A 20199-nucleotide genomic window follows, 5' to 3' on the forward strand; every position below is an offset into this window, starting at 1 on the left:
TGAAACCTAGGCAGGCGGCCGGGTATCGTCAAGATGGCCCGCCCGGCGTAACGCGGCCGTGATCAGCGCATCGGGCAGCGGCATCAGCGTGGCGGTCCGGGTCCACAGCAACGCGGTTTCGATCTGTTTGCCCGGGTATATCTGCCGCAGCGCCGCGGCATAGGCGCCCATTTGCCGCAACAGGCCTTCGGGCACGTCGTCGGCCCGGGTCGGGACGACCAGGTTCGATTTGAAATCGATCACCTGCACGCGGTCATCGGAGACAATCAGCCGGTCGACCGCCCCATGCACCCGCGTGCCGTCCAGCTCGGGCAGGCTGGCGGTCAGGTCGACCTCGACCAGGGCATCGGGTGCGAAAACGGCGGCCAGATCAGGTGCGTCCAGCACGCCTGTGGCCTCGACCAGCAGGTCCGGGATATCCGCCGGATCGGCCGGGTCCGAGGCGCGGGCCAACAGGCGCGGGGTCAGATCGGCCCATGCCGCGCGCGGTGCGGCGGGCAGGTGTTCCAGCAACAGGTGAATGTGACGCCCCCGGATCAGCGACAGCGCCTCGTCCCCGTCGCCGGGGGCGGTGAACAACGCCTTTGCCCCGCCCAGATCCGAAGGCGCCAGGCTGGCGGGCGGACGGGCCGGTGTTTCGATCGGGGTGCGCGCCCAGCCGGGGATATCGGGCAAAGCGGTTGGCGTGATTTCACAAATCTGTTGAATTTCACCAGACCAGTTGCCGCTTTCCAGCCGCTTGCCCCGCCCCAGCGGGAAATCCGCTTCGACCGCGCCCGCACGGTCCATCCCCGTTTCGATCCGCTGATACCAGCTTTCGCCCTTGCCCAGATCGCCGGCGGCGCAGACGATCAGCCATTGTTCGGCCCGCGTCAGCGCGACGTATAGCAAGCGCTGGCGCTCGTCCTCTTGCCGGGCGCGCAGGTCGTCGCGCAGGGCCTGAACCGGTGCGCCGCTTTCATCGGCGCGCGGCCCCCAGATCGGCAGGTCACCGGGTCCGCGCAGGATCTCGTCACGGATGCGGATGTCGCGCTTGGCGGTGTCGGGCAGGATGACAATCGGCGCCTCCAACCCCTTGGCGCCATGCACGGTCATCACGCGGATCTCGTCGCTGTTGCCGTCATGCTGGCGCTTGATTTCGACATCCTCGGTCTGCAGCCAGGACAGGAACCCGATCAGGCTGGGCACCTGCCCGCGTTCATAATCCAGCGCCAGCGCCAGCAGCGCGTCGATGCCATCCTCGGCCTCGGGGCCCAGGCGCGCGATCAGGTTACGCCGCCCGTCATGGCGGGTCAGGATCCGGTCCAACAGCTCGAACGGGCGCAGGTAATCGGTATCGTCGCGCAGCGCATGCAGGACACGCGCGGTCGGGTCCGCCGGATCGACCCGGTTCCGGAACGCCGTCCACAGATGGGTTTCCGACCGGGCCGCCGCCAGATCGTAAAGCCGCCCCTCGTCCCAGCCGAACAGCGGCGAGCGCAGGGCGACGGCCAGCGACAGGCTGTCCTCGGGCGTGGCCAGGAACGACAGCAGCGCGGTCAGATCCTTGACCGCCAGTTCGCCGCCGATCTTCAGCCGGTCCGCCCCGGCGATCGCCAACCCGCGCGCCTTGCACGCGCGGATCATCTCGTGAAACAGGTCCGAGCGCCGCTGTACCAGGATCAGGAAATCCCCGGGCCGCACCGGGCGCATGCCGTCACGATCCGCAATCCGGTCCCCACGGGCGATCATCGTCTCTATTTCAGCCGAAACCGCCTCGGCCAGCTGCACAGAATGGTGTTCCGGCGCCAACAGATCGACCGGGTCCGACCAATGCGGGGGATCGGGCTCTGCGACCTTGTCGATCACCGGCCACAGATCGACCCGCCCCGGCAGATCGGCGCGAAACGCGCGGTGCAACTGTTCCTGCCCCAGCCCGCGCCGGTCGTTTTCGGGAAAACAGCAATCCACCAGGTTCAGGATCGCCTCGGCCGAGCGAAAGGAGTATTCCAGCTGCAGATCGGCCAGTGCGATCGCGATATCGCCAAGCTTCTGCCGGAAGTGTTCTTTCATCCGGTCAAAACCCTCGGGGTCGGCACCCTGAAAGGAATAGATCGACTGTTTCTTGTCCCCTACGACGAAAATCGTCCGGGCGCGGTCGGTATGCGCGCCCTGCCCGGCGGTGAATTCCTGCGCCAGCGCGGTGATCACCTGCCATTGTTCGGGGCTGGTATCCTGTGCCTCGTCCACCAGGATGTGCGCGATGCCGCCATCCAGCCGGTAAAGCACCCATTCCGCGACGCCGGGATCGGCCAACAGGTCGCGGGTCCGCAGGATCAGATCGTCGAAATCCAGCCACCCATGCCGGTGCTTGCGCGCGGCATATTCGGTCAGGAACGCCCGCGCGAACCCATGCAGCGCCAGCGTCTTGCGCGCCGCGATCAGCGCCAGGCGGCGCGGCCGCACCTGTTCGACTCGGGCCATTAGCGCCTCGATGTCTGGCATATGCGGTGCCAGTGCGGCCTGTGTCGCCTTGGTCGGAAACGTGCCTATCTTGGCGGAAAACGGCTCTTTGGCCTTTGCGCCGGTCAGGAAAACGGATTCCAGAACGGAAAGTTCGGCACCGCCGGGGGTCACTGCGCGCAGCTTTTCGGCATTGCCGACGTCGGTCGGTTTACCAATGGCCATCGCGGACAGCATCTCGGGCCACCAATCCTCCTCGGAGCCATCCCAGACCTCAGCCAGCAAATCTACCTCGTCGTATCCGGGGGGCAGATCCAGCTGTTTCCAGATCAGATCCGGATCGGGTGATCCGGGAAACAGCGCGCGATACTTAACGATCTCAGCCAAAAGCTGATCCAGACTGTCGCCGGTGAACACCTGCACAAGGTCGGCGAACACCCCGGCCTGCGGCCCCTCGGCGATCTCTTCGACGATTTCACTGCGCAGCCTATGCGCCGCGCGGTCGTCCATCTCGACGAACTGCGGGCTGACCCCGGCCTCCAGCGGAAAACGCCGCAGGATCGCGGCGCAGAACGAATGGATCGTCTGGATCTTCAGCCCGCCGGGGGTCTCGATGGCCTGCGCAAACAGTCGCCGCGCCGTCGCCAGCCGGTCGCCAGTGGCCGCGCCATCCGCACCCAACGTGTCCAGTTGATTGGACAGCGCCGCATCGTCCAGCATCGCCCAGGCGCCCAGCCGCTGGAACAGCCGGTTCTGCATCTCGCTCGCCGCGGCCTTGGTATAGGTCAGGCACAGGATCTGTTGCGGATCGACCCCCTGCAACAAAAGCCGCGCCACCCGGTCGGTCAGCACCCGGGTCTTGCCCGACCCCGCATTCGCCGATAGCCAGGTCGATACGCCGGGATCGGCGGCCTGCACCTGCCGCTCGGTGGCTGCGTCACGTTTCATCGCCGACCCTCATCACCTGTGGGGGCATGCTTTCGTCCCATTCGCCGAATCGCGACAGTTGATCGTAATCGGTTTCGTCGCGGCGGCTGAACAGCATGCGCCGCGCGGCATAGCCTTGTTGCGGATTGCGATAGCGGTCGATCAGCGTTTCCAGATCTGCCCAGGTCTTTGCGATCAGGCCGGGCTCCAGCGGGATTTCCGACACGCCGGGCTTCGCGCCCAGCCCGATATAGGCGACGCGGGAAACCGGCTCGGGCGGCAAATCGTCGAAACCGCCCCGCTCTGCCATCGCGGCCTCTAGCAGCAATTGCTTGTCGAATGCCTTGACCGTCTTCTCGGACGGCGGGGTCCCGGTTTTATAGTCATAGATGACCAGCCCGCCGGCATTCAAACGGTCGATCCGGTCGGCCTCGGCACTTAGCTGAAAGCCGTTTTGCAGTGTAACAGAGCCTTTTCGTTCCAACGCGACCCAGTTGCCTTCGCTTTGCCGGCGTATCTCGTCGGCGACAAAGGCCCGCGCCACCCGTGTCAGGCGCGCGCGCCACATCTGCCGGGCTGCGGGCCAGGGCGCCTCGGCCGACAGCACCGCGTCGGCAATCGACAGCAGCCCCTGAACCGCCATCGGGTCGGCGGGGTCGATGTCTGATGCCACGAAACGCTCCATCACCGCGTGCAGGATCGTGCCGCGCAGTGGGGCATCGGGTTGCGGCAACAACGGATCCAGCGGGCGCAGTCGCAGGATATACCCGGCATAGATCGCATAAGGATCGCGGATCAGCGTCTGAATCCGCGTGACCGACAGACGCTCGGGGCGGATGTGGGCTGGCGGGTTGGGCGACGGGCGCGGGCTGGGGGCGACGGGCGCAAGCGGGGTTTCCAGCACCCGGGCCAGCGCGACCCACGCGTCCCCACGGGCACGCATCTGTTCCAGCGCGCGGTCGCCGCCCTGATCGGGCAGGCCCGCCAACAGGTTGGTCAGCCGATTGATCCAGCGCGCGGGCACGGTCTCGGCCTCGGCGTCGCGGGTGGCACGGGTCAGCACCACGGCGGGGCCACAGACGGCCTGTTGGAAGTCATGCGCCGACAGGCCGATCCGCCGTTCCGGCAGCAAAAGACCCAGCCGTTGCCGCATGTCGCGGCTCAGCCACGGATCGGGCGCGGGCTGGGCGGGCCAGCTGCCCTCGTTCAGGCCGCCCAGCACGATCAGGTCCGCGGATTGCACCCGTGCCTCGAGCGTGCCCCAGATCATGATCCGGGGATGAGTCTGCGCGGGCAGCCGCACCTCTTTCCCCGACAGATAACCGTAAATCAGGCTGGAATAGTCAAAGTTCGACAGCGAAAAATCATCCGTCGCCTCGGCGGCAAGCTGATCGAAAGCGGCTCTGGCTTCGGCGCCGGCCTCTTCCTTCCACAGATCGCCGATGTTGCCGTCGGGACCGGCCGACAGTGCTTCGGCCAGGGCCATATGGGTGTCGACATGGGCGCAAAGAGGGCGTTCTTCGGCATCCGAAAGACCGTCGATCAGCCCGGCCAACCAGTTGGCCCAGACCACGCGATGATCCGCGTCTTTGCGGCTTTCGGCCCAGCCGATCAGGTCGGGGCCGGCCGGAAACACCGGGCCATTGCGCCGCAATTCCAGCTCCAGCTCGCGCGTCCAAAGCAGGTGTTGGCCCCGGTCGGACCCGGTGGCGGTCAGCGGATGGGTCAAAAGCGACAACAGGCTGACCGGCGTCAGCCTTTGCCCGACCTGTTCCGCGATCAGGCGCAGGAAACGCCCCGGCGCCGTCAGATGCAGCGGCGTGCCCGCGCTGTCATCGGGCAGGATGCCCCACCGGTCCAGCGCGGCGGTGACCTGGCGCGTCAGGTTGCGGTCGGGCGACACCAGCGCGACGGTTTTGCCCTCCTCAGCGGCGTTGCGCAGACACAGCGCGATGGACAGCGCCTCGGCTCGCGGGGATGGCGCCTCGATCAGGGTCATGTTGCGCGTGGCGGTGGGCAGATCCGGCAAACCCGGCCCGTCCCGCAGCCATTGATCGGTGACCGGCGCTGGCCGCAGCGCCAGCGAGATCAGGGCATTTCGCGCCGGATCAGGGCCTGTTTTCCCGGTCCACGGGTGAATATCCGTTGGCGGGATGTCCAGGGCGCGGGCCAGATAGGCAAAGCGGTACTGCGGGTGATCCTCGCCCGAGCTGGGCCGGTTCAGCGCCTGCCAGACGGTGGCGGGTTGGTCGAAATCGAACCCCGGCAGAACCACGGCCCCCTGTGGCAGCCGCGCGACGGCCTGCATCAACAGCGCGGTCGTCCCGCGCGAGCCGGTCGATCCGGCCAGGATCACCGGATTGTCGGGCGGCGCATCGGTCCAGCGTGCGATCAACGCCTGAACCGCCTGACGCTGCCGCGCCTCGGGGTCCAGCGCATCGGTGCCGGTGGCGGCCAGATAGGCCTCGGCGATTTCGACGAAGCGGCGGGTGCGCTGCCAATGCGCCGCCAGATGGCTGACATCCAGATCGTGCAGCGCCCGGGGCGACACGCCCTCGCCCTGCAACTCGTCCAGCAGCCCGGCCAGCAGGTCGGACAGGTCGAACAGGGCCGAGCGCGGCGCAAGCTCGGGCTCTTGCCGGGTCAGGCGATCGACCAGACGCATCAGCTCCAGCCGCCTGCCCAGCCCCGAAGCCGCCGGGGGCAGTTCGGGCAGCGACAGATCGTTCGCCAGATCGGTGACCACGGAAACCCGTGGCAGCAGCCGCTCCGGGCCGGTGTCAAAAACCTCGCGCAGACGGCGTTTCATCCGATGCGTGTTCACGATCAGATGCACCCGTGCCCAATCCTGCGGCGGCGCTGAAATCAGTCTCTGTTCCAGCCCGGAAACCAGGGTTTCCGAAAAATCCAGCCCCGGCGGTATCCCGAAAAGCCGCGGTGTCGCGGGGTCAAACATCGCCCGCACCGGACAGCATCTGTTCGGCCAGGGTAATCCCCTGGGGATGCCCCACGTCGCACCACTGGCCCTGATGCACGACGCCAAAGATGCGTTCGTCCACCAGCATGGAATCCCACAGCAGGTTCAGCGAAAAGATCGGGTCGGCGATGGTGGCCAGCCCCTCGGTCCGCAGGATCTGCACCCCGGTATAGACATGGCCCGGCCCGCGGTTCAGCCGCCCGCCCGGTGAAAGGGTGAAATCCCCTGCGCCGGTGTGGCCGATGGCATTTTCCCGCGGCACCAGCAGCAGTAGCGCATCCATCTTGTCCGGGTCCCACGCCCGCGCCAGCTGTGCCAGCGGGTTGTCGCCCGACCAGACCGCGTCGGTGTTCATCGTGAAAACCGGATCCATGCCCAGATGCGGCAAGGCCTGTTTCAGCCCGCCGCCGGTATCCAGCAGCGCCGGGCTTTCGTCCGAGATCGTGACCGGGCGGTCGCGCAGATAGGCCGCGATCTGATTGCCGTGGTAATGCGTGTTGACCACCACCGTCGACAGATCGGCCCGATCAACGATGTCCAGCGCATGTTGCAGCAGCGGCTTTCCCGCCACCTTGATCAGCGGTTTGGGCGTGTCGCGGGTCAGCGGACCCATGCGCGTGCCGAAACCGGCCGCGAACATCATCAACGCGTCTGGAGTTTTGCGCATGCGCCCTTGATCCTGTTGCGAACGGTTTCGTCGGGGGGCGGCAGATGGGTCAGGACCAGCTCCCGGACCTTGTGCAGTGCCGGGTGGGCCAGATCGGCCATCAGATGCGCCCAGACACGTGGCAGCAGATCGACATAACCCGGCTTGCCATCGCGGCAGCAAAGCCGCGCGAAAACGCCGACGATCCGCAGGTTGCGTTGGGCCGCGATCACGGCGGCGGCGGTGGCGAAGGCCTGTGGGTCCTGCCCGGTCCGCGCGACATAGCGGTCGAAAAGCGCCTGTCGTAGGTCGGCGGGCACATCGCGCCGCGCGTCTTCCAGCAACGAGACCAGGTCATAGGCCCGATGCCCCGCCATCGCGTCCTGAAAATCCAGCAGACCGACCCGCGCCAGCCCCTGCCGTTCTGGCAGCCAAAGCAGGTTTTCGGCATGGTAATCGCGCAGGATCAGCACATCCGGCGTCGTGGCGATTTCGGTCAAAAGCGGCTCGAACATGGCTGAAAGCACGGCTTTGGCGGGCGCGTCTTCGGCTTTGGCCGCGGGAAGGTACCAATCGAAGGCCAGCGCCGACAGCGTTGTCATCAGCCCGGCGTCATAGCGTGCGATCCCCGCAGGGGCGGGATGGGTGTGCAGATCGGCCAGCAGGTCGACCGCCGCGCCATAGATTTCGGGTTCGATCCCGGGATCGGTCTGGGCGACCCGCGCGAACAGCGCGTCACCCAGATCCTCGAGCAGAAGGAAGCCATTCTCGCGGTCTTCGCCAAAGATCGCCGGGGCGCTTAGTCCCAGTTGCCGCAGATGGGTGTCGATGGCGATGAAGGGCGCGATATCCTCGCCCTTGTGCGGGGGCGCATCCATCAGAACCGCCGCGGCGCCATCGGGTCGGGCCAGACGTTCGTACCGGCGGCTTGAGGCATCGCCGGCCAGCGCGTGGCGCGCGGCCTCGGCCCAGCCGGTGTTCTGCAGGAAACGCCGCAGCGCGTTGTCGCGGGTGTCAGACATGCGGCTGAACCTCCTTCGCCAGGGCCTGCCAGCGGGGGTCGGTGGCGAAGACCGTCAGCTGTCGGTCGTCGGGCTGGTCGCCATGCGAGAGGCGCAGGGTGACCGCGTTTTCCGGCGTCATCTCGCCCAGGCGGTCGGGCCATTCGATCAGGCAGACCCCGGTGTCGAACGCATCGATCAGGCCCAGCTCGATCACCTCGTCCGGGCTGCCCAGCCGATAGAGGTCGGCGTGCCAGATTTCGAAATCCGGTGTCGCATAGGTCTGGACCAAGGTGAAGGTCGGCGAGGGCACGTCTTCGGGCGTGGTCAGCAGCGATTGGATCAGCGCGCGCGCAAACAGCGATTTGCCCGCGCCGATCGGCCCCTCAAGCAGGATCACATCGCCGGGCCGCAGCATCGGCGCCACCCGGCGGGCCAGACGCGCGGTGTCGGCTTCGCTGTGCAGAACGGTCGAGAGAAGCGGCGTGTCGGCTGGCATGGCGCAAGTTTTAACGCCTGCCCCGTCACCCGCAAGGGGCGATCAATCCTGTGGCGCAGAAAGCGTCAGCCGCCGGCCCAGACCCGGATCGGCGTCACCGACGGCCGCTTTGCCAAAGGCCACCAACGTCCCCCCGCCCGCAACCGGTTTCAGCCGGCATGTCAGCAGCGCACCGTTGCTGGCATACAGCCTGAGCGCCTTGGGCGTCCGTTTGTCCATCCGCGTGGCATAGGTCGTGATCTCGCGCCAGGCCGAGGCCGGCTCGCAAGTCTCGGCCCAGACGCGGCAGGCGTCCGTCACGGTGAAATTGCCAAGGGTTTCGGTCGGATCGCCGCCCCACATCCGGACATAGGCGGCATTGGTCAGCGTCATCACACCGGCGGGCGAAAACACGGCAATCGCATCGTCCAGACTGTCGATCACCGCCTGGTTTTGTTCCAACTCGGCGCGGAACCGGCGGGTCAGGGTAATCTCGGTCGTGATATCCTCGAACAGGAAGGCCACGGCGCCATCTGGATGCGGCTGCCCCGTCACGCGATAGGTCTGGCCGGTGGGCATGGTCCAGGTTTCCTGGAACACGCCATTGGCGGCTTCGGCCTCCAGATCGGCCATGCGCTTGCGCCACCCCTTGTAGTCCTTGGGCTCGGGGATCATCTGCTTTTCGCGCAGCCGGTCGAGGAAGGAAAACAGCGTCGGCCGCGCGATCAGGAACTCCGCCTCGAGCGTGCACAGGTCGGTCAGCGCAGGGTTGAACAGCACCAGCCGCCGCGCCCGGTCGAACACCGCCAGCCCGATATGCAGCCCGGCAAAGGTCTTGGTCAGGGTCTGGACGAAATTCTGCAACGAGGATTCCGCGCGCACCGTGGCATCGGCGGGCAGGGCAAAGAACAGCCGCCCTTCGGCTTCGGTCAGGGCGACGCAATCGAACCATTGCAGGCCGGTATCCGGAATGCGGATCGAGGCCCGCCGGGGCTGTCGGTCCTGATCGGGCAACGGCAGGTCCTGGGACGCGAACAGGCGCGGCAATGGCCAGATCAGGCTTTCTTCCTCGCGCAGGGTGGTTTCGGCCAGCCGCAGATAGGCACGGTTGGCCCATGTCACATCGCCCTGCGCGTTCTGTTGCCAGACCAGCGTGGGAATATTGGCCGCCACCCGGCGCAGCACGTCCAGTTCGCTGTTCAGCGCGGCCAGGCTTTGGGTGTCGATATCGGCCAGCCCCTCGCGCCCGTCGGGTTCCGTCAACGTGATTCGCGCCACCCCGCTAAGCCAGCGGGCGCGGATCATCGCGGGGCCGGCCAGCTCTTCGATCACTGCGACGCCAGTTTCGGCGAGCTTGGACATGCTGTCGGCGAAATCGGGAAAGCGCGGCGCCAGCAGCGCATTCAGCCGGTGCCAGTCGTCCAGATCATGCGGACCCTGGCTGATCAGCTTGCGCGCGCTGGGCGTGGCGTCGATCAGAACGCCCTGATCGAACAGAAAGACGGTCTCGTCCGATTGCATCTGGGCCCGCCGCGCCCAGGGCAGCCTGATGCCCGCGGGCGTCATCGAAACCCCCAGCAACGCCGCCAATGCGGTCAGAAACGATGTCGCCACGATGGTCAGTGCAAATACCCAGTCCAATTCCCGATCCCAAACCCGTTACACGCCTTCGGGTTGAGTCATTGGGCAGAATGGTTAACCGGCGGTTAAGACTGTGGCCGGATCAGCTTTCGATCGGTTCATTGTGGCCCAGGCCGGCCTCGTCCCGGCTGGCGGTGGTGCCAATGGCGGCGCGGGGCCAGATCACCTCGACGATCGCGCCGCAGCGTTCGGGGCGCGCATCGGTGTCGCGCGGGTTGGTCGCGTTGGCAAAGGTCAGCTCGGCCCCGGACCGTTCCAGCAGCGTCTTCGCGATGAACAGGCCCAGCCCCATCCCCTGATATTCCGGCCGGTGGCTGGCATCGGCCCGCTGGTTGCGCCGGCTGACGAAGGGATCGCCGATGCGCCCCAGAACCGACAACGGAAATCCCGCACCGTCATCGGTGATACGCACGCCGATACGGTCATCGGTCCAGAAGATGTCGATCCACACATTGGCACGCGCGAAATCGACCGCATTCTGCACCAGGTTGCGCAGCCCGTGCACGATCTCGGGGCGGCGCTGGATGTTGGGCACCAGCTGCGTCGCGTCGCCCATCGCGCCGGAATCGAAATGCAGCAGCTTGCCGCGCCGCTGATGCGGTTCGGCCGAATCCTGTACCAGCTGTGTGACCGGCACACTGCGGATCAACAGGTCATCCTTGCCCGACCGCCCCATCGACCTGAGGATATCGCGGCACCGGTCGGCCTGTTGCCCGATCAGCACCGCATCCTCGCGCAGCTCGGCATTTTCCGAAAGCTCCTCGATCAGCTCGGAACTGACCAGCTTTATCGTGGCCAGCGGGGTGCCCAGCTCGTGCGCGGCGGCGGCCACCACGCCGCCCAGATCGGTCAGCTTCTGCTCGCGCGCCAGGGCCATCTGGGTCGCCAGAAGCGCGTCCGACATCGAATTGATCTCGGACGTGACGCGCGCTGCATAGACGCCCAGAAAGATCACGCCGATCACGATGGCGACCCAGAACCCCGTCAGGAATATCCCCGGAAGCTCGACCACGAAACCCGACGCATCCCGCAGAGGTTTGCCGAACAGGCCGATCAGCGTGGTCAGGAAAATCGTGATTCCGCCCAGCAACAGGGTCGAATTACGGTGCAAGGCCATGGCCGAGATCGTGACCGGCGTCAGGATCAACAGCGCAAACGGGTTGTTCAGCCCGCCGGTCATATAGACCAGGAATGCCAGTTGCGAGATGTCGAACAGAAGCATGTAAATCGCTTCGATCTCGGACAGGCGCTTGTTTTCGGGGTGGATCGAAATCGCCACCAGGTTGGCCACCACCGCCGCACCCACGGCCAGAAAGCACAGGCCGATATTCAGCTCGAACCCCAGAACGAACTGCGCGATGGAAATCGCGATGACCTGCCCCGCGATGGCGACCCACCGCAACCAGATCAGCGTGCGCAGGCGGATCCACTGGCTGCGGTCGGCCGGTCCCAGCAGACCGATGCGTCTTGTTTCCACCATTTTCGTACTAACTTGATTGCGGCATGTTGTTCCCTTGTAACTCTGGCCCGTTCGGGGGATCAACACATGCCCGCAGATCTAAAGAGGATGCCATGACCAAGATTTCCGCCGCAATCGCCGCAGCCGCGGTTCTGGCCCTGTTGGCCATTGCGTTCTATTTCGCCGTTCCGGGCGCACCCGATGACAAATACGCCCAGTGCCGGGTCAACAAGGTGGCCGGGGGCAGCGGCGCCATCGGCGGGCCCTTTACCCTGGTGAACGGGGATGGCCAAACGGTGACGGACACTGATGTGATCACTGGGCCGTCGCTGCTTTATTTCGGCTATACGTTCTGCCCCGATGTCTGCCCGCTGGACAACGCCCGCAATGCCGAGGCCGTGACCCTGCTGGAGGAGCGCGGCTATGACGTCACCCCGATCTTCATCAGCGTGGATTCCAAGCGCGACACGCCCGAGGTGATGGCCGAATTCGCCGAATACATGCATCCCAAGATGGTCGGCCTGACCGGCAGCCCCGAACAGATCAAGGCCGCTTCGACCGCCTATCGCACCTATTACAATATCCGCGATCCCGAAGAGGAATATTACCTGATCGACCATTCGACCTTTACCTATCTGGTTTTCCCCGAAGAGGGATTCGTCGAATATTTTCAACGCGAACTGACGCCCGAACAGATGGCCGACCGTGTGGCGTGCTATGTCGATGCACAGTGACGGCGTTTGACCCCCTGCACAGAACACCCTAGAACAATTCAAATATCTCGTGGGTTCGAGGAGGGAGCCGTATGGCGGAAAACGTGCTGCAGGACATCGGTGAAGACAGATCGCTGCTTCTGGTGGATGACGACGAACCGTTCCTGCGCCGCCTGGCTCGCGCCATGGAAAAGCGTGGCTTCGAGACCTTCACCGCCGGTTCGGTGGCCGAGGGCAAGGCCATCGCCAAAAGCAACCCGCCCGCCTATGCGGTGGTCGACCTGCGGCTTGAGGATGGCAACGGGCTGGACGTGGTCGAAACGCTGCGCGAAAACCGGCCCGAGGCGCGGATTGTCGTCCTGACCGGCTATGGCGCGATCGCAACGGCGGTGGCCGCGGTCAAGATCGGCGCGACCGATTACCTGTCCAAGCCCGCCGACGCCAATGACATCACCGCCGCGCTGCTGGCCGGGGACGAGATCCTGCCGCCGCCGCCGGAAAACCCGATGTCGGCCGACCGGGTCCGGTGGGAGCATATCCAGCGTGTCTACGAACAATGTGACCGCAATGTTTCGGAAACCGCGCGGCGGCTGAACATGCATCGCCGTACCTTGCAGCGCATTCTGGCCAAGCGCAGCCCGCGATAGGACGCCCTGCATGGCCCGGGCCGACATCAAACCCGAACCCGATGGCGGCTGGTCGACGGAAATCGTCACGCTGAAGAACGCCACCGTGGTGCCGCCGCTGAAATCCGACATGGTGCAGCCCGCCGGTATCCTGCGCGAAGATGGCAAATACGCCCTGCGCGGGGCGTTGTGGCGGGGCGGAAAGCCGATCACCGTGCAGCCCGACCCGCCCAAGGGGCCACTGCCCGAGCTGAAGGGCCGTTGGCTGTGGGGCGGGGTTCTGTGGGCGCATTTCGGGCATTTCCTGGCCGAAAGCACATCGCGGCTTTGGGCGCTGGATCGTGCCGCGCCGCTGGATGGCATCCTGTTCATGCCCAAACGCCCCCGTCTGGGCGATCAGGTGCACGAGTTTCAGCGCACCTTCATCGCGCTTATGGACAGCGACCTGCCGATCCGGGTGCTGGCCGAACCGCATCGCGTCGAACAGATCGTGCTGCCGGGACAGGGCTTTGGCCTTGGGGCGATTTCGGCTGGAACAGAGCCTTTTCGTGCCGCATTTCACGACCGTTTCGGCGCCGATGTCGCGCCCGATGGGCCGAAACGGCTGTACATCTCGCGCTCGGCCCTGAGCGGCAAGCGCGGCGGCATGATGGGCGAGGAAAAGTTCGAAACCTATCTGACCGATCATGGGTACCAGGTGTTTCACCCGCAAAAGCACGACATGCGCACCCAGATCGCCCGCTACAAGGCGGCGGAACAGGTGATTGCGGGCGACGGATCGGCGCTGCACATGTTCGCGATGGTGGGGCGGCCGGAACAACAGGTGGCGATGGTGTTGCGGCGATCGTCGAATGTGGTGGGCAACCTGATAACCCACATCACCAGCTTTACCGGACGCGCGCCGCTGGTGATCAAGGCGCTGCGCTGCGAATGGCTGCCGCCGGACAAGAAACGCGCCAGCCGCATGTCATTTGGCGAGCTGGATCTGCCCCTGCTGCAACAGGCGCTGCGCCAGAACGGCTTTATCGGCGATGGACCCGTGTGGGAGCCGGTCACCGATACCGAGCGCGCGCAGGTATTCGAGGATAAGGGCCTGACCGGGGACAAGGCCTATGTCCCCTGGCAGTTCTGATCAGATCCGCGCCAGCAGATCGGCGTGCCGCGCGACATAGGCATTGCGCACCTCGACCGGGGGGCGCAGCCGGATTTCCAGCCCTTCGGTCAGCGCGGGCGCGGGTTTGCCGAAAAACTTGTCAGCCTCGGTCTTGGTGAAACCCGCGATCTGGGTGGCCTCCAGCCAGGCCGAAATCCTGTCGGCCCGCTTGATCTGTTTCTTGACCCGTACCGGCACCGTCGCGGGCAGGCCGAAGCGCACATGGATCGCCACCGCCAGCCGGTCATCCAGCGCGCCATAGGCCGGGCCGACGGCCGCTTTTACCGGGGAAATCATATCGCCGATCACATATTCCGGGGCATCGTGCAGCAACGCGGCCAACCGCCATTTCGGCGGGCAATCAGGCACTATTCTGCCGTAAATCTCTTCGACCAGCAGAGAATGTTCGGCCACGGAATAGGCGAAATCGCCCCGCGTCTGCCCGTTCCAGCGCGCGACAAAGGCCAGCCCGTGGGCGATATCGTCGATCTCGATATCCACCGGCGTCGGATCCAGCAGATCCAGCCGCCGGCCCGACAGCATCCGTTGCCAGGCGCGGGGTTCCTTGGCCATGCGACTCTCCCTCGTTTCGTCTTTGTTCCGGTGCTAGCCCGTCCCGGGGAAACTGTAAATCCGCCCGACCGGCGCGGAATCCCGCGTCGCGAGTTGCCGCGCCCCGGTCCGGGTGCTATGTGGCCGCCCAACAAGCTGTCCAAACGGAGCGGGTCCCATGACCACAGATTACATCGTCAAAGACATTTCGCTGGCCGATTTCGGGCGCAAGGAGCTGGATATCGCCGAAACCGAAATGCCGGGTCTGATGGCCCTGCGCGAAGAATACGGTGACACCAAGCCGCTGAAAGGCGCGCGGATCGCCGGATCGCTGCACATGACGATCCAGACCGCGGTTCTGATCGAAACGCTGGTCGCGCTGGGCGCGGATGTGCGTTGGGCCTCGTGCAACATCTTTTCCACCCAGGACCACGCCGCCGCCGCAATCGCCGCCGCCGGTATCCCGGTTTTCGCCATCAAGGGCGAAACTCTGGAAGAATACTGGGACTATGCCGACAAGATCTTCCAGTTCGAGGACGGCGGCTGCAACATGATCCTGGACGATGGCGGCGACGCGACGCTGTACATCCTGTTGGGCGCGCGGGTCGAAGAAGGTGAAACCGGCCTGATCGACACCCCCACCAGCGAGGAAGAGGTCGCGCTCTTCGCCCAGATCAAGAAGCGCCTGGCCGAAACCCCCGGCTGGTTCACCAAGCAGCGCCACATGATCCAGGGCGTGACCGAGGAAACCACCACCGGCGTGCATCGTCTGTACCAGATGATGGAAAAAGGCCACCTGCCCTTCCCGGCGATCAACGTGAATGACAGCGTGACCAAGTCGAAATTCGACAACAAGTACGGCTGCAAGGAAAGCCTGGTCGACGGAATCCGCCGCGCCACCGATACGATGATGGCGGGCAAGGTCGCGGTTGTCTGCGGCTATGGCGACGTGGGCAAGGGGTCGGCCGCGTCGCTGCGCGGTGCCGGTGCCCGCGTCAAGGTGACCGAGGTCGACCCGATCTGCGCGCTTCAGGCCGCGATGGACGGGTTCGAGGTGACGACGCTGGAAGACGAGGCGCCGACCGCCGATATCTTCATCACCACCACCGGCAACAAGGACGTGATCCGCATCGAGCATATGCGCGAGATGAAGGACATGGCCATCGTCGGGAATATCGGCCATTTCGACAATGAAATTCAGGTGGCCAACCTGAAGAACCACAAATGGACCAATATCAAGGACCAGGTGGACATGATCGAGATGCCCTCGGGCAACCGCATGATCCTGCTGTCCGAAGGGCGGCTGCTGAACCTGGGCAACGCCACCGGGCACCCGTCCTTCGTGATGTCGGCGTCCTTCACCAACCAGGTTCTGGCCCAGATCGAGCTGTTCACCAAGGGCGACCAGTACGAAAACAAGGTCTATGTCCTGCCCAAGCATCTGGATGAAAAGGTCGCGCGCCTGCATCTGCAGAAGATCGGCGTGAAGCTGACGACGCTTTCGACCGAACAGGCCGATTATATCGGCGTCACGCCCGAAGGTCCGTTCAAGCCCGATCACTATCGCTACTAGGACAGCGTTCCCCGACCCGGGCCTTTTGCGCCGGGTTTTGCCGAAACAGTGACACAAGCGCGGAATTTCGCGCGCTTGTGCCGATTTGCGGGGAAAACCGCGAAATCTTTTCCTTTTTTGCGACCGGATTTCGGCATACCCTCTGGCTCGGTAAAAACTGGGAGACTATTCATGGGCAAACGAGACGATCTGATCGCAAAATACGCCGACGACCTGCGCACGAAATGCGGGATGGAGCCGGACATGGACCTGCTGACCAAGGTGACCATCGGCTGTGGTCCGTCGATCTATAACGCCGACGCCTCGACCGTCGCGGCTTCGCAGGATGGCGAGCTGGAAACGGTCAAGAGCAACTTCCTGGTCAAGAAGCTGGGCCTGGCGGATGGCCCGCAGCTGATGGAAGCGATCAATTCGGTGATCGAAACCTATGGCCGGTCCGAGCGGAACAAGTATCGCGCGGTGATCTATTACATGCTGACCAAGCATTTCGGCAAGGAATCGGTCTACGGCTGATCCCCGACCCATGAGGTTCAAGCGCCCGCCTTCCAGCGGGCGTTTTTCATTTCCGATTGTTTTTAAACATATTTTCGGGACTAATTTCTTTCAGGCGGGCGCCGATTGCGCTATGCCTTGAGTAACGGGCCAAAAGGCCGGGCTTTCATAGAACACATGTGGTGCGCAAGGGTGCATGTGGAAAGATGGGGGGCCCGGTGGACGTGGCCCCCCGTCGCTTTCTCGTCCCTACCGGATCAGAAAATGCCCAGGATCAGCCCCATGAGGGTCGAGCCCAGCGTCGCATATCCCCCGTCGATCAGCGTCAGCTTCATCGGCCGGTCGGCAAAGGCATAGTTCGTGGCGATCCATGGCGCGGCGATGAACAGACCCAGGCCAAGCCCGGCAACGGCCCCCGCCCCGGCGGTGTCGATCCCGCTGAGTTCGAACACATGGCGCATCATGCCGGCCACAAGAAGCGAGCAGAAAATCGCAATGACATAGGGCATCGGCCCGGCATCGGTCACAGGCTTGCCGGTTTCATCCGCCGCGACCCCCGCCGCCTTCATCCAGGGACGGGCCAGCGTCATGTACCAGACCGCCCCGAACCCATAGCTGGCCAGGGCGGCGACAATCACGGAAATCCAACTCATGGCATGTCCTTTCGCGCATCCTGCGGAAAGAGTGCCGGATAAAAACCGATCTGCCTAGGGCGCGATGCCGGCCATTTCACAGACCACCGCCCATTCCTCGGCGGACACCGGCTGCACCGACAGGCGCGAGTTGTTGACCAGCACCATCTTTTCCAGCCGCGGCTCGGCCTTGCACATGTCCAGCGTGACGGGTGTTTCGACCGGGCCGATGGCCTTGATATCCACGCATTCCCAGCGCGGATCGTCGGTGGTGCTGTCGGGGTGGGCCTTGGCGATGACCTCGACCACGCCGACAATCGCCTTTTCCTTCATCGAGTGATAGAAAAACCCGCGATCGCCGATCTCCATCGCGCGCATGTTGTTGCGCGCCTGGTAATTGCGCACACCATCCCATTCCTCGCCCTTGTCGCCACGCGCGACCTGCTGATCCCAGCTCCAGGTGTTGGGCTCGGATTTGAACAACCAGTACTGCATCAGCCGACCACCTTGTTCCATGTTTCGATCCGCACATCGGCGAAGACGCCAGCCTGTGCATAAGGATCGCTGTCCGCCCAGGCGCGCGCCGCCGTCATGTCAGCGACATCGAGGATCAGCAAAGAGCCGCACATCGCGCCTTCGGCATCCAGGAACGGGCCGGCCTGCTGCACGACACCGGTGCTTTCGATATAGTCCAGATGGGCCTGGCGGTTGGATTTGCGCAGCTCCAGCGCACCGGGCTTGTCGGTGCAGATCACGGCGAAAAGCGGCATCGTCATTCCTTTTTCAATGGGCGGGAAAACAGGTCGGCGGCAGCATCGGCAATGCTGCAACGATGGTCAATAACCGCCGTCACCATGCGGGTGATGGGCATGTCGATGCCCTGTTCGGTGGCCAACCGGTCCACCGCGCGGGCCGTTGCGGCGCCTTCGACGGTGATGGTGGGATCGAACCCCTCGGCCCGGCCCAGGGCGCGGCCAAAGCAGAAATTCCGCGACAGGTCGGATGTGCAGGTCAGGATCAGATCGCCCAGCCCCGACAGCCCGGCCAGCGTCTCGGCCCGCGCACCACGGGCCAGCGCGAAACGCTGCATCTCGGCGAAGCCACGGGTCATCAGCGCGGCGCGCGCACTGTCGCCATAGCCCGCCCCGATCACCAGCCCGGCGGCAATCGCGATCACGTTCTTCAGCGCGCCGCCTAGCTCGGCCCCGGCCACATCCGGGCTGAGATAGAGCCTTAAACTGGCGGTCGAAAGCTGCTGTTGCAGGGCGGTGCCAAGCGCCTCGTCGGCGCAGGCCAGCGTCAGCGCGGTGGGCTGGCCGCGGGCGATATCGGCGGCAAAGCTGGGCCCGGTCAGGATCGCGGGCCGCGCATCGGGCAGGGCTGTGGTGATAACAGCACTGGGCCCCTGCCCGGTTGTCAGGTCGACGCCCTTGCAACAGGCGACCAGCGCCTTGCCCCGGAACAGATCCCAATGTTCGGCCAGAAAGCCCGCCAGCGATTGCATCGGCACCGCCAGCAAACAGGTTTCGGCCCGCGCCGCCTGTGCCAGATCCGGCATCGCGGTGACCCCTTCGGGCAGGTCGATGCCCGGCAGCGCGCGGGTGTTCTGGCGGGTCTGCGCGATGGTTTCCATCTGGGCGGCATCGCGCCCCCAAAGCGCCACCTTGCGCCCATCGCGGGCCAGCGCCACGGCCAGGGCCGAGCCAAAGGCCCCGGCGCCGATCACCGCGATTTCGCTCATGCCTTGGCCCCTTTCTTGCCCGACCCCAGCAATGCCGGGCTGCGCTCATCCAGCGGCCAGCGCGGCCGCGCCGACAGGGTCATGTCATCGCGCGCACCCATGCGGAACCGTTCGATCCCGGCCCAGGCGATCATGGCGGCATTGTCAGTACAAAGCGCCAGCGGGGGCGCCAGAAAGCGCACGCCCAGATCGGTGCAAAGTGTCTCTAACCCGGCCCGAATGGCGGTATTCGCAGCCACGCCGCCGGCCACGGCCAGGGTGGGTTGGGCCGCGATCGGGCCCGCGAAACCCGCCAGCGCGCGGCGCGTCTTTTCCATCAGCACATCGCGCACTGCGGCCTGAAACCCGGCGCACAGATCGGCGCGGTCCTGTCGGGTCAGCCCGCCTTTTTCCGTCACCACCGCGTCGCGCGCCCGCAGCAGCGCGGTTTTCAGCCCTGAAAACGACATGTCGCATCCCGGCCGGTCCAGCAGCGGGCGCGGAAAGGCAAAGCGTTTCTCGTCCCCCGATGCGGCTTCGCGCTGAACCGCCGGGCCGCCGGGCTGGTCCAGCCCCAAAAGCCGCGCGGTCTTGTCGAACGCCTCGCCCGGGGCGTCATCGATTGTGCCGCCCAGGCGGGTGAAATCCTGTGGGCCATCAACGCGCAGAAACTGGCAATGCCCGCCCGAGACCAGCAGCATCAAATGGGGAAATTCCAGCCCGTCGGTCAGGCGCGGCGTCAGCGCATGCCCGGCCAGGTGATTGACCCCCACCAGCGGCAGGCCCGATCCGGCGGCCAGCCCCTTGGCGCACATCACCCCCGACAGCACCCCGCCGATCAGCCCCGGCCCGGCGGTGACCGCGATGGCATCCAGCGCGCGCAGGTCCAGCTCGGCCTGTTGCAGCGCGGTTTCGACGCACAGATCCAGCTTTTCGGCATGGGCGCGGGCGGCCAGTTCGGGCACGACCCCGCCAAAGGCCGCGTGCAGCTCGGTCTGGCCGGCGACAACGCTGGACAGGATCTGCGCGCGCCCATCGGGGGCCAGCCGCACCACCGCCGCCGCGGTATCGTCGCAGCTGCTTTCGATCCCCAGAACGGTCAGAGTTTCATGTTTCATCACAGCCATTGCGCGCCTTTCCCCCCGCAGGTAACACCGAGAGGATGGA

General features: G+C 65.2%; 18 protein-coding genes. 5 read left to right on the forward strand and 13 right to left on the reverse strand.

All coding sequences use genetic code 11. The features are described 5' to 3' along the window. Nucleotides 1-6: 6 nt before the first annotated feature. The 7 genes from addA to regB all read right to left on the reverse strand — a co-directional run bounded on the left by addA (nt 7) and on the right by regB (nt 11592). Nucleotides 7-3390 (reverse strand): double-strand break repair helicase AddA, encoded by a 3384-nt coding sequence (gene addA, locus CLM60_RS03725; RefSeq protein WP_095587825.1) that lies wholly within the window; start codon nt 3388-3390, stop codon nt 7-9. Beyond that, entirely contained in the window at nt 3380-6325 is a 2946-nt protein-coding gene (addB, locus tag CLM60_RS03730) for a double-strand break repair protein AddB (protein WP_095587826.1), read from the reverse strand. The genes addA and addB overlap by 11 nt, the downstream gene beginning before the upstream one ends. Next, nucleotides 6318-7013: a nucleotidyltransferase family protein gene (locus tag CLM60_RS03735; protein WP_095587827.1), complete on the reverse strand. Its 696-nt coding sequence runs from the start codon at nt 7011-7013 to the stop codon at nt 6318-6320. Before CLM60_RS03735 ends, addB begins: the two co-directional genes overlap by 8 nt. Further along, entirely contained in the window at nt 6989-8014 is a 1026-nt protein-coding gene (locus CLM60_RS03740; RefSeq protein WP_095587828.1) for an aminoglycoside phosphotransferase family protein, read from the reverse strand. Before CLM60_RS03740 ends, CLM60_RS03735 begins: the two co-directional genes overlap by 25 nt. Next, the gene (gene tsaE / locus CLM60_RS03745; protein ID WP_095587829.1) at nt 8007-8492 is read right to left on the reverse strand and encodes a tRNA (adenosine(37)-N6)-threonylcarbamoyltransferase complex ATPase subunit type 1 TsaE; all 486 of its coding nucleotides are present in this window, start codon (nt 8490-8492) and stop codon (nt 8007-8009) included. The genes CLM60_RS03740 and tsaE overlap by 8 nt, the downstream gene beginning before the upstream one ends. Before the next feature lie 42 nt (nt 8493-8534). Next, on the reverse strand, nt 8535-10112 hold the full coding sequence (locus CLM60_RS03750; protein WP_095587830.1) for a PAS-domain containing protein: 1578 nt from the start codon (nt 10110-10112) through the stop codon (nt 8535-8537). Between the two features lie 82 nt (nt 10113-10194). After that, on the reverse strand, nt 10195-11592 hold the full coding sequence (gene regB, locus CLM60_RS03755) for a sensor histidine kinase RegB (protein WP_095587831.1): 1398 nt from the start codon (nt 11590-11592) through the stop codon (nt 10195-10197). Nucleotides 11593-11684: 92 nt separating this feature from the next. Here regB and CLM60_RS03760 point away from each other — a divergent pair, with 92 nt between their 5' ends. The 3 genes from CLM60_RS03760 (at nt 11685) to CLM60_RS03770 (ending at nt 14042) form a co-directional block, all read left to right on the forward strand. Then, nucleotides 11685-12305 (forward strand): SCO family protein, encoded by a 621-nt coding sequence (locus CLM60_RS03760; protein ID WP_095587832.1) that lies wholly within the window; start codon nt 11685-11687, stop codon nt 12303-12305. A 71-nt stretch (nt 12306-12376) separates the two neighbouring features. Next, on the forward strand, nt 12377-12931 hold the full coding sequence (locus CLM60_RS03765) for an ActR/PrrA/RegA family redox response regulator transcription factor (RefSeq protein WP_095587833.1): 555 nt from the start codon (nt 12377-12379) through the stop codon (nt 12929-12931). Nucleotides 12932-12941: 10 nt separating this feature from the next. Then, nucleotides 12942-14042, forward strand: coding sequence for a glycosyltransferase family 61 protein (locus CLM60_RS03770; RefSeq protein WP_095587834.1), 1101 nt, complete (start codon nt 12942-12944; stop codon nt 14040-14042). Here the strand turns inward: CLM60_RS03770 and CLM60_RS03775 are convergent, their stop codons facing one another. Then, on the reverse strand, nt 14043-14636 hold the full coding sequence (locus CLM60_RS03775; RefSeq protein WP_095587835.1) for an HD domain-containing protein: 594 nt from the start codon (nt 14634-14636) through the stop codon (nt 14043-14045). 157 nt (nt 14637-14793) lie between these two features. Here CLM60_RS03775 and ahcY point away from each other — a divergent pair, with 157 nt between their 5' ends. Continuing rightward, a complete protein-coding gene (gene ahcY, locus CLM60_RS03780; protein ID WP_095587836.1) occupies nt 14794-16188 on the forward strand; it encodes an adenosylhomocysteinase in 1395 nt (464 codons plus the stop codon). Nucleotides 16189-16359: 171 nt separating this feature from the next. After that, complete coding sequence (locus tag CLM60_RS03785; RefSeq protein ID WP_095587837.1) at nt 16360-16701, forward strand: DUF2853 family protein; 342 nt, start codon at nt 16360-16362, stop codon at nt 16699-16701. A gap of 236 nt (nt 16702-16937) precedes the next feature. Here CLM60_RS03785 and CLM60_RS03790 read toward each other — a convergent pair whose 3' ends face one another. Genes CLM60_RS03790 through tsaD form a run of 5 tightly spaced genes read right to left on the reverse strand, consistent with a single transcriptional unit; the run spans nt 16938 to nt 20150 of the window. Beyond that, nucleotides 16938-17333 (reverse strand): DUF1761 domain-containing protein, encoded by a 396-nt coding sequence (locus CLM60_RS03790; RefSeq protein WP_095587838.1) that lies wholly within the window; start codon nt 17331-17333, stop codon nt 16938-16940. A 54-nt stretch (nt 17334-17387) separates the two neighbouring features. After that, entirely contained in the window at nt 17388-17807 is a 420-nt protein-coding gene (locus CLM60_RS03795) for an EVE domain-containing protein (RefSeq protein WP_095587839.1), read from the reverse strand. Continuing rightward, the gene (locus CLM60_RS03800; RefSeq protein WP_095587840.1) at nt 17807-18088 is read right to left on the reverse strand and encodes a YciI family protein; all 282 of its coding nucleotides are present in this window, start codon (nt 18086-18088) and stop codon (nt 17807-17809) included. The genes CLM60_RS03795 and CLM60_RS03800 overlap by 1 nt, the downstream gene beginning before the upstream one ends. Next, nucleotides 18085-19053: an NAD(P)H-dependent glycerol-3-phosphate dehydrogenase gene (locus tag CLM60_RS03805; protein ID WP_095587841.1), complete on the reverse strand. Its 969-nt coding sequence runs from the start codon at nt 19051-19053 to the stop codon at nt 18085-18087. Before CLM60_RS03805 ends, CLM60_RS03800 begins: the two co-directional genes overlap by 4 nt. Next, nucleotides 19050-20150, reverse strand: coding sequence for a tRNA (adenosine(37)-N6)-threonylcarbamoyltransferase complex transferase subunit TsaD (gene tsaD / locus CLM60_RS03810; RefSeq protein WP_095588009.1), 1101 nt, complete (start codon nt 20148-20150; stop codon nt 19050-19052). Before tsaD ends, CLM60_RS03805 begins: the two co-directional genes overlap by 4 nt. Nucleotides 20151-20199: the final 49 nt, after the last annotated feature.

This window comes from Actibacterium ureilyticum (assembly GCF_002285435.1).
GTDB lineage: Bacteria > Pseudomonadota > Alphaproteobacteria > Rhodobacterales > Rhodobacteraceae > Actibacterium_C > Actibacterium_C ureilyticum.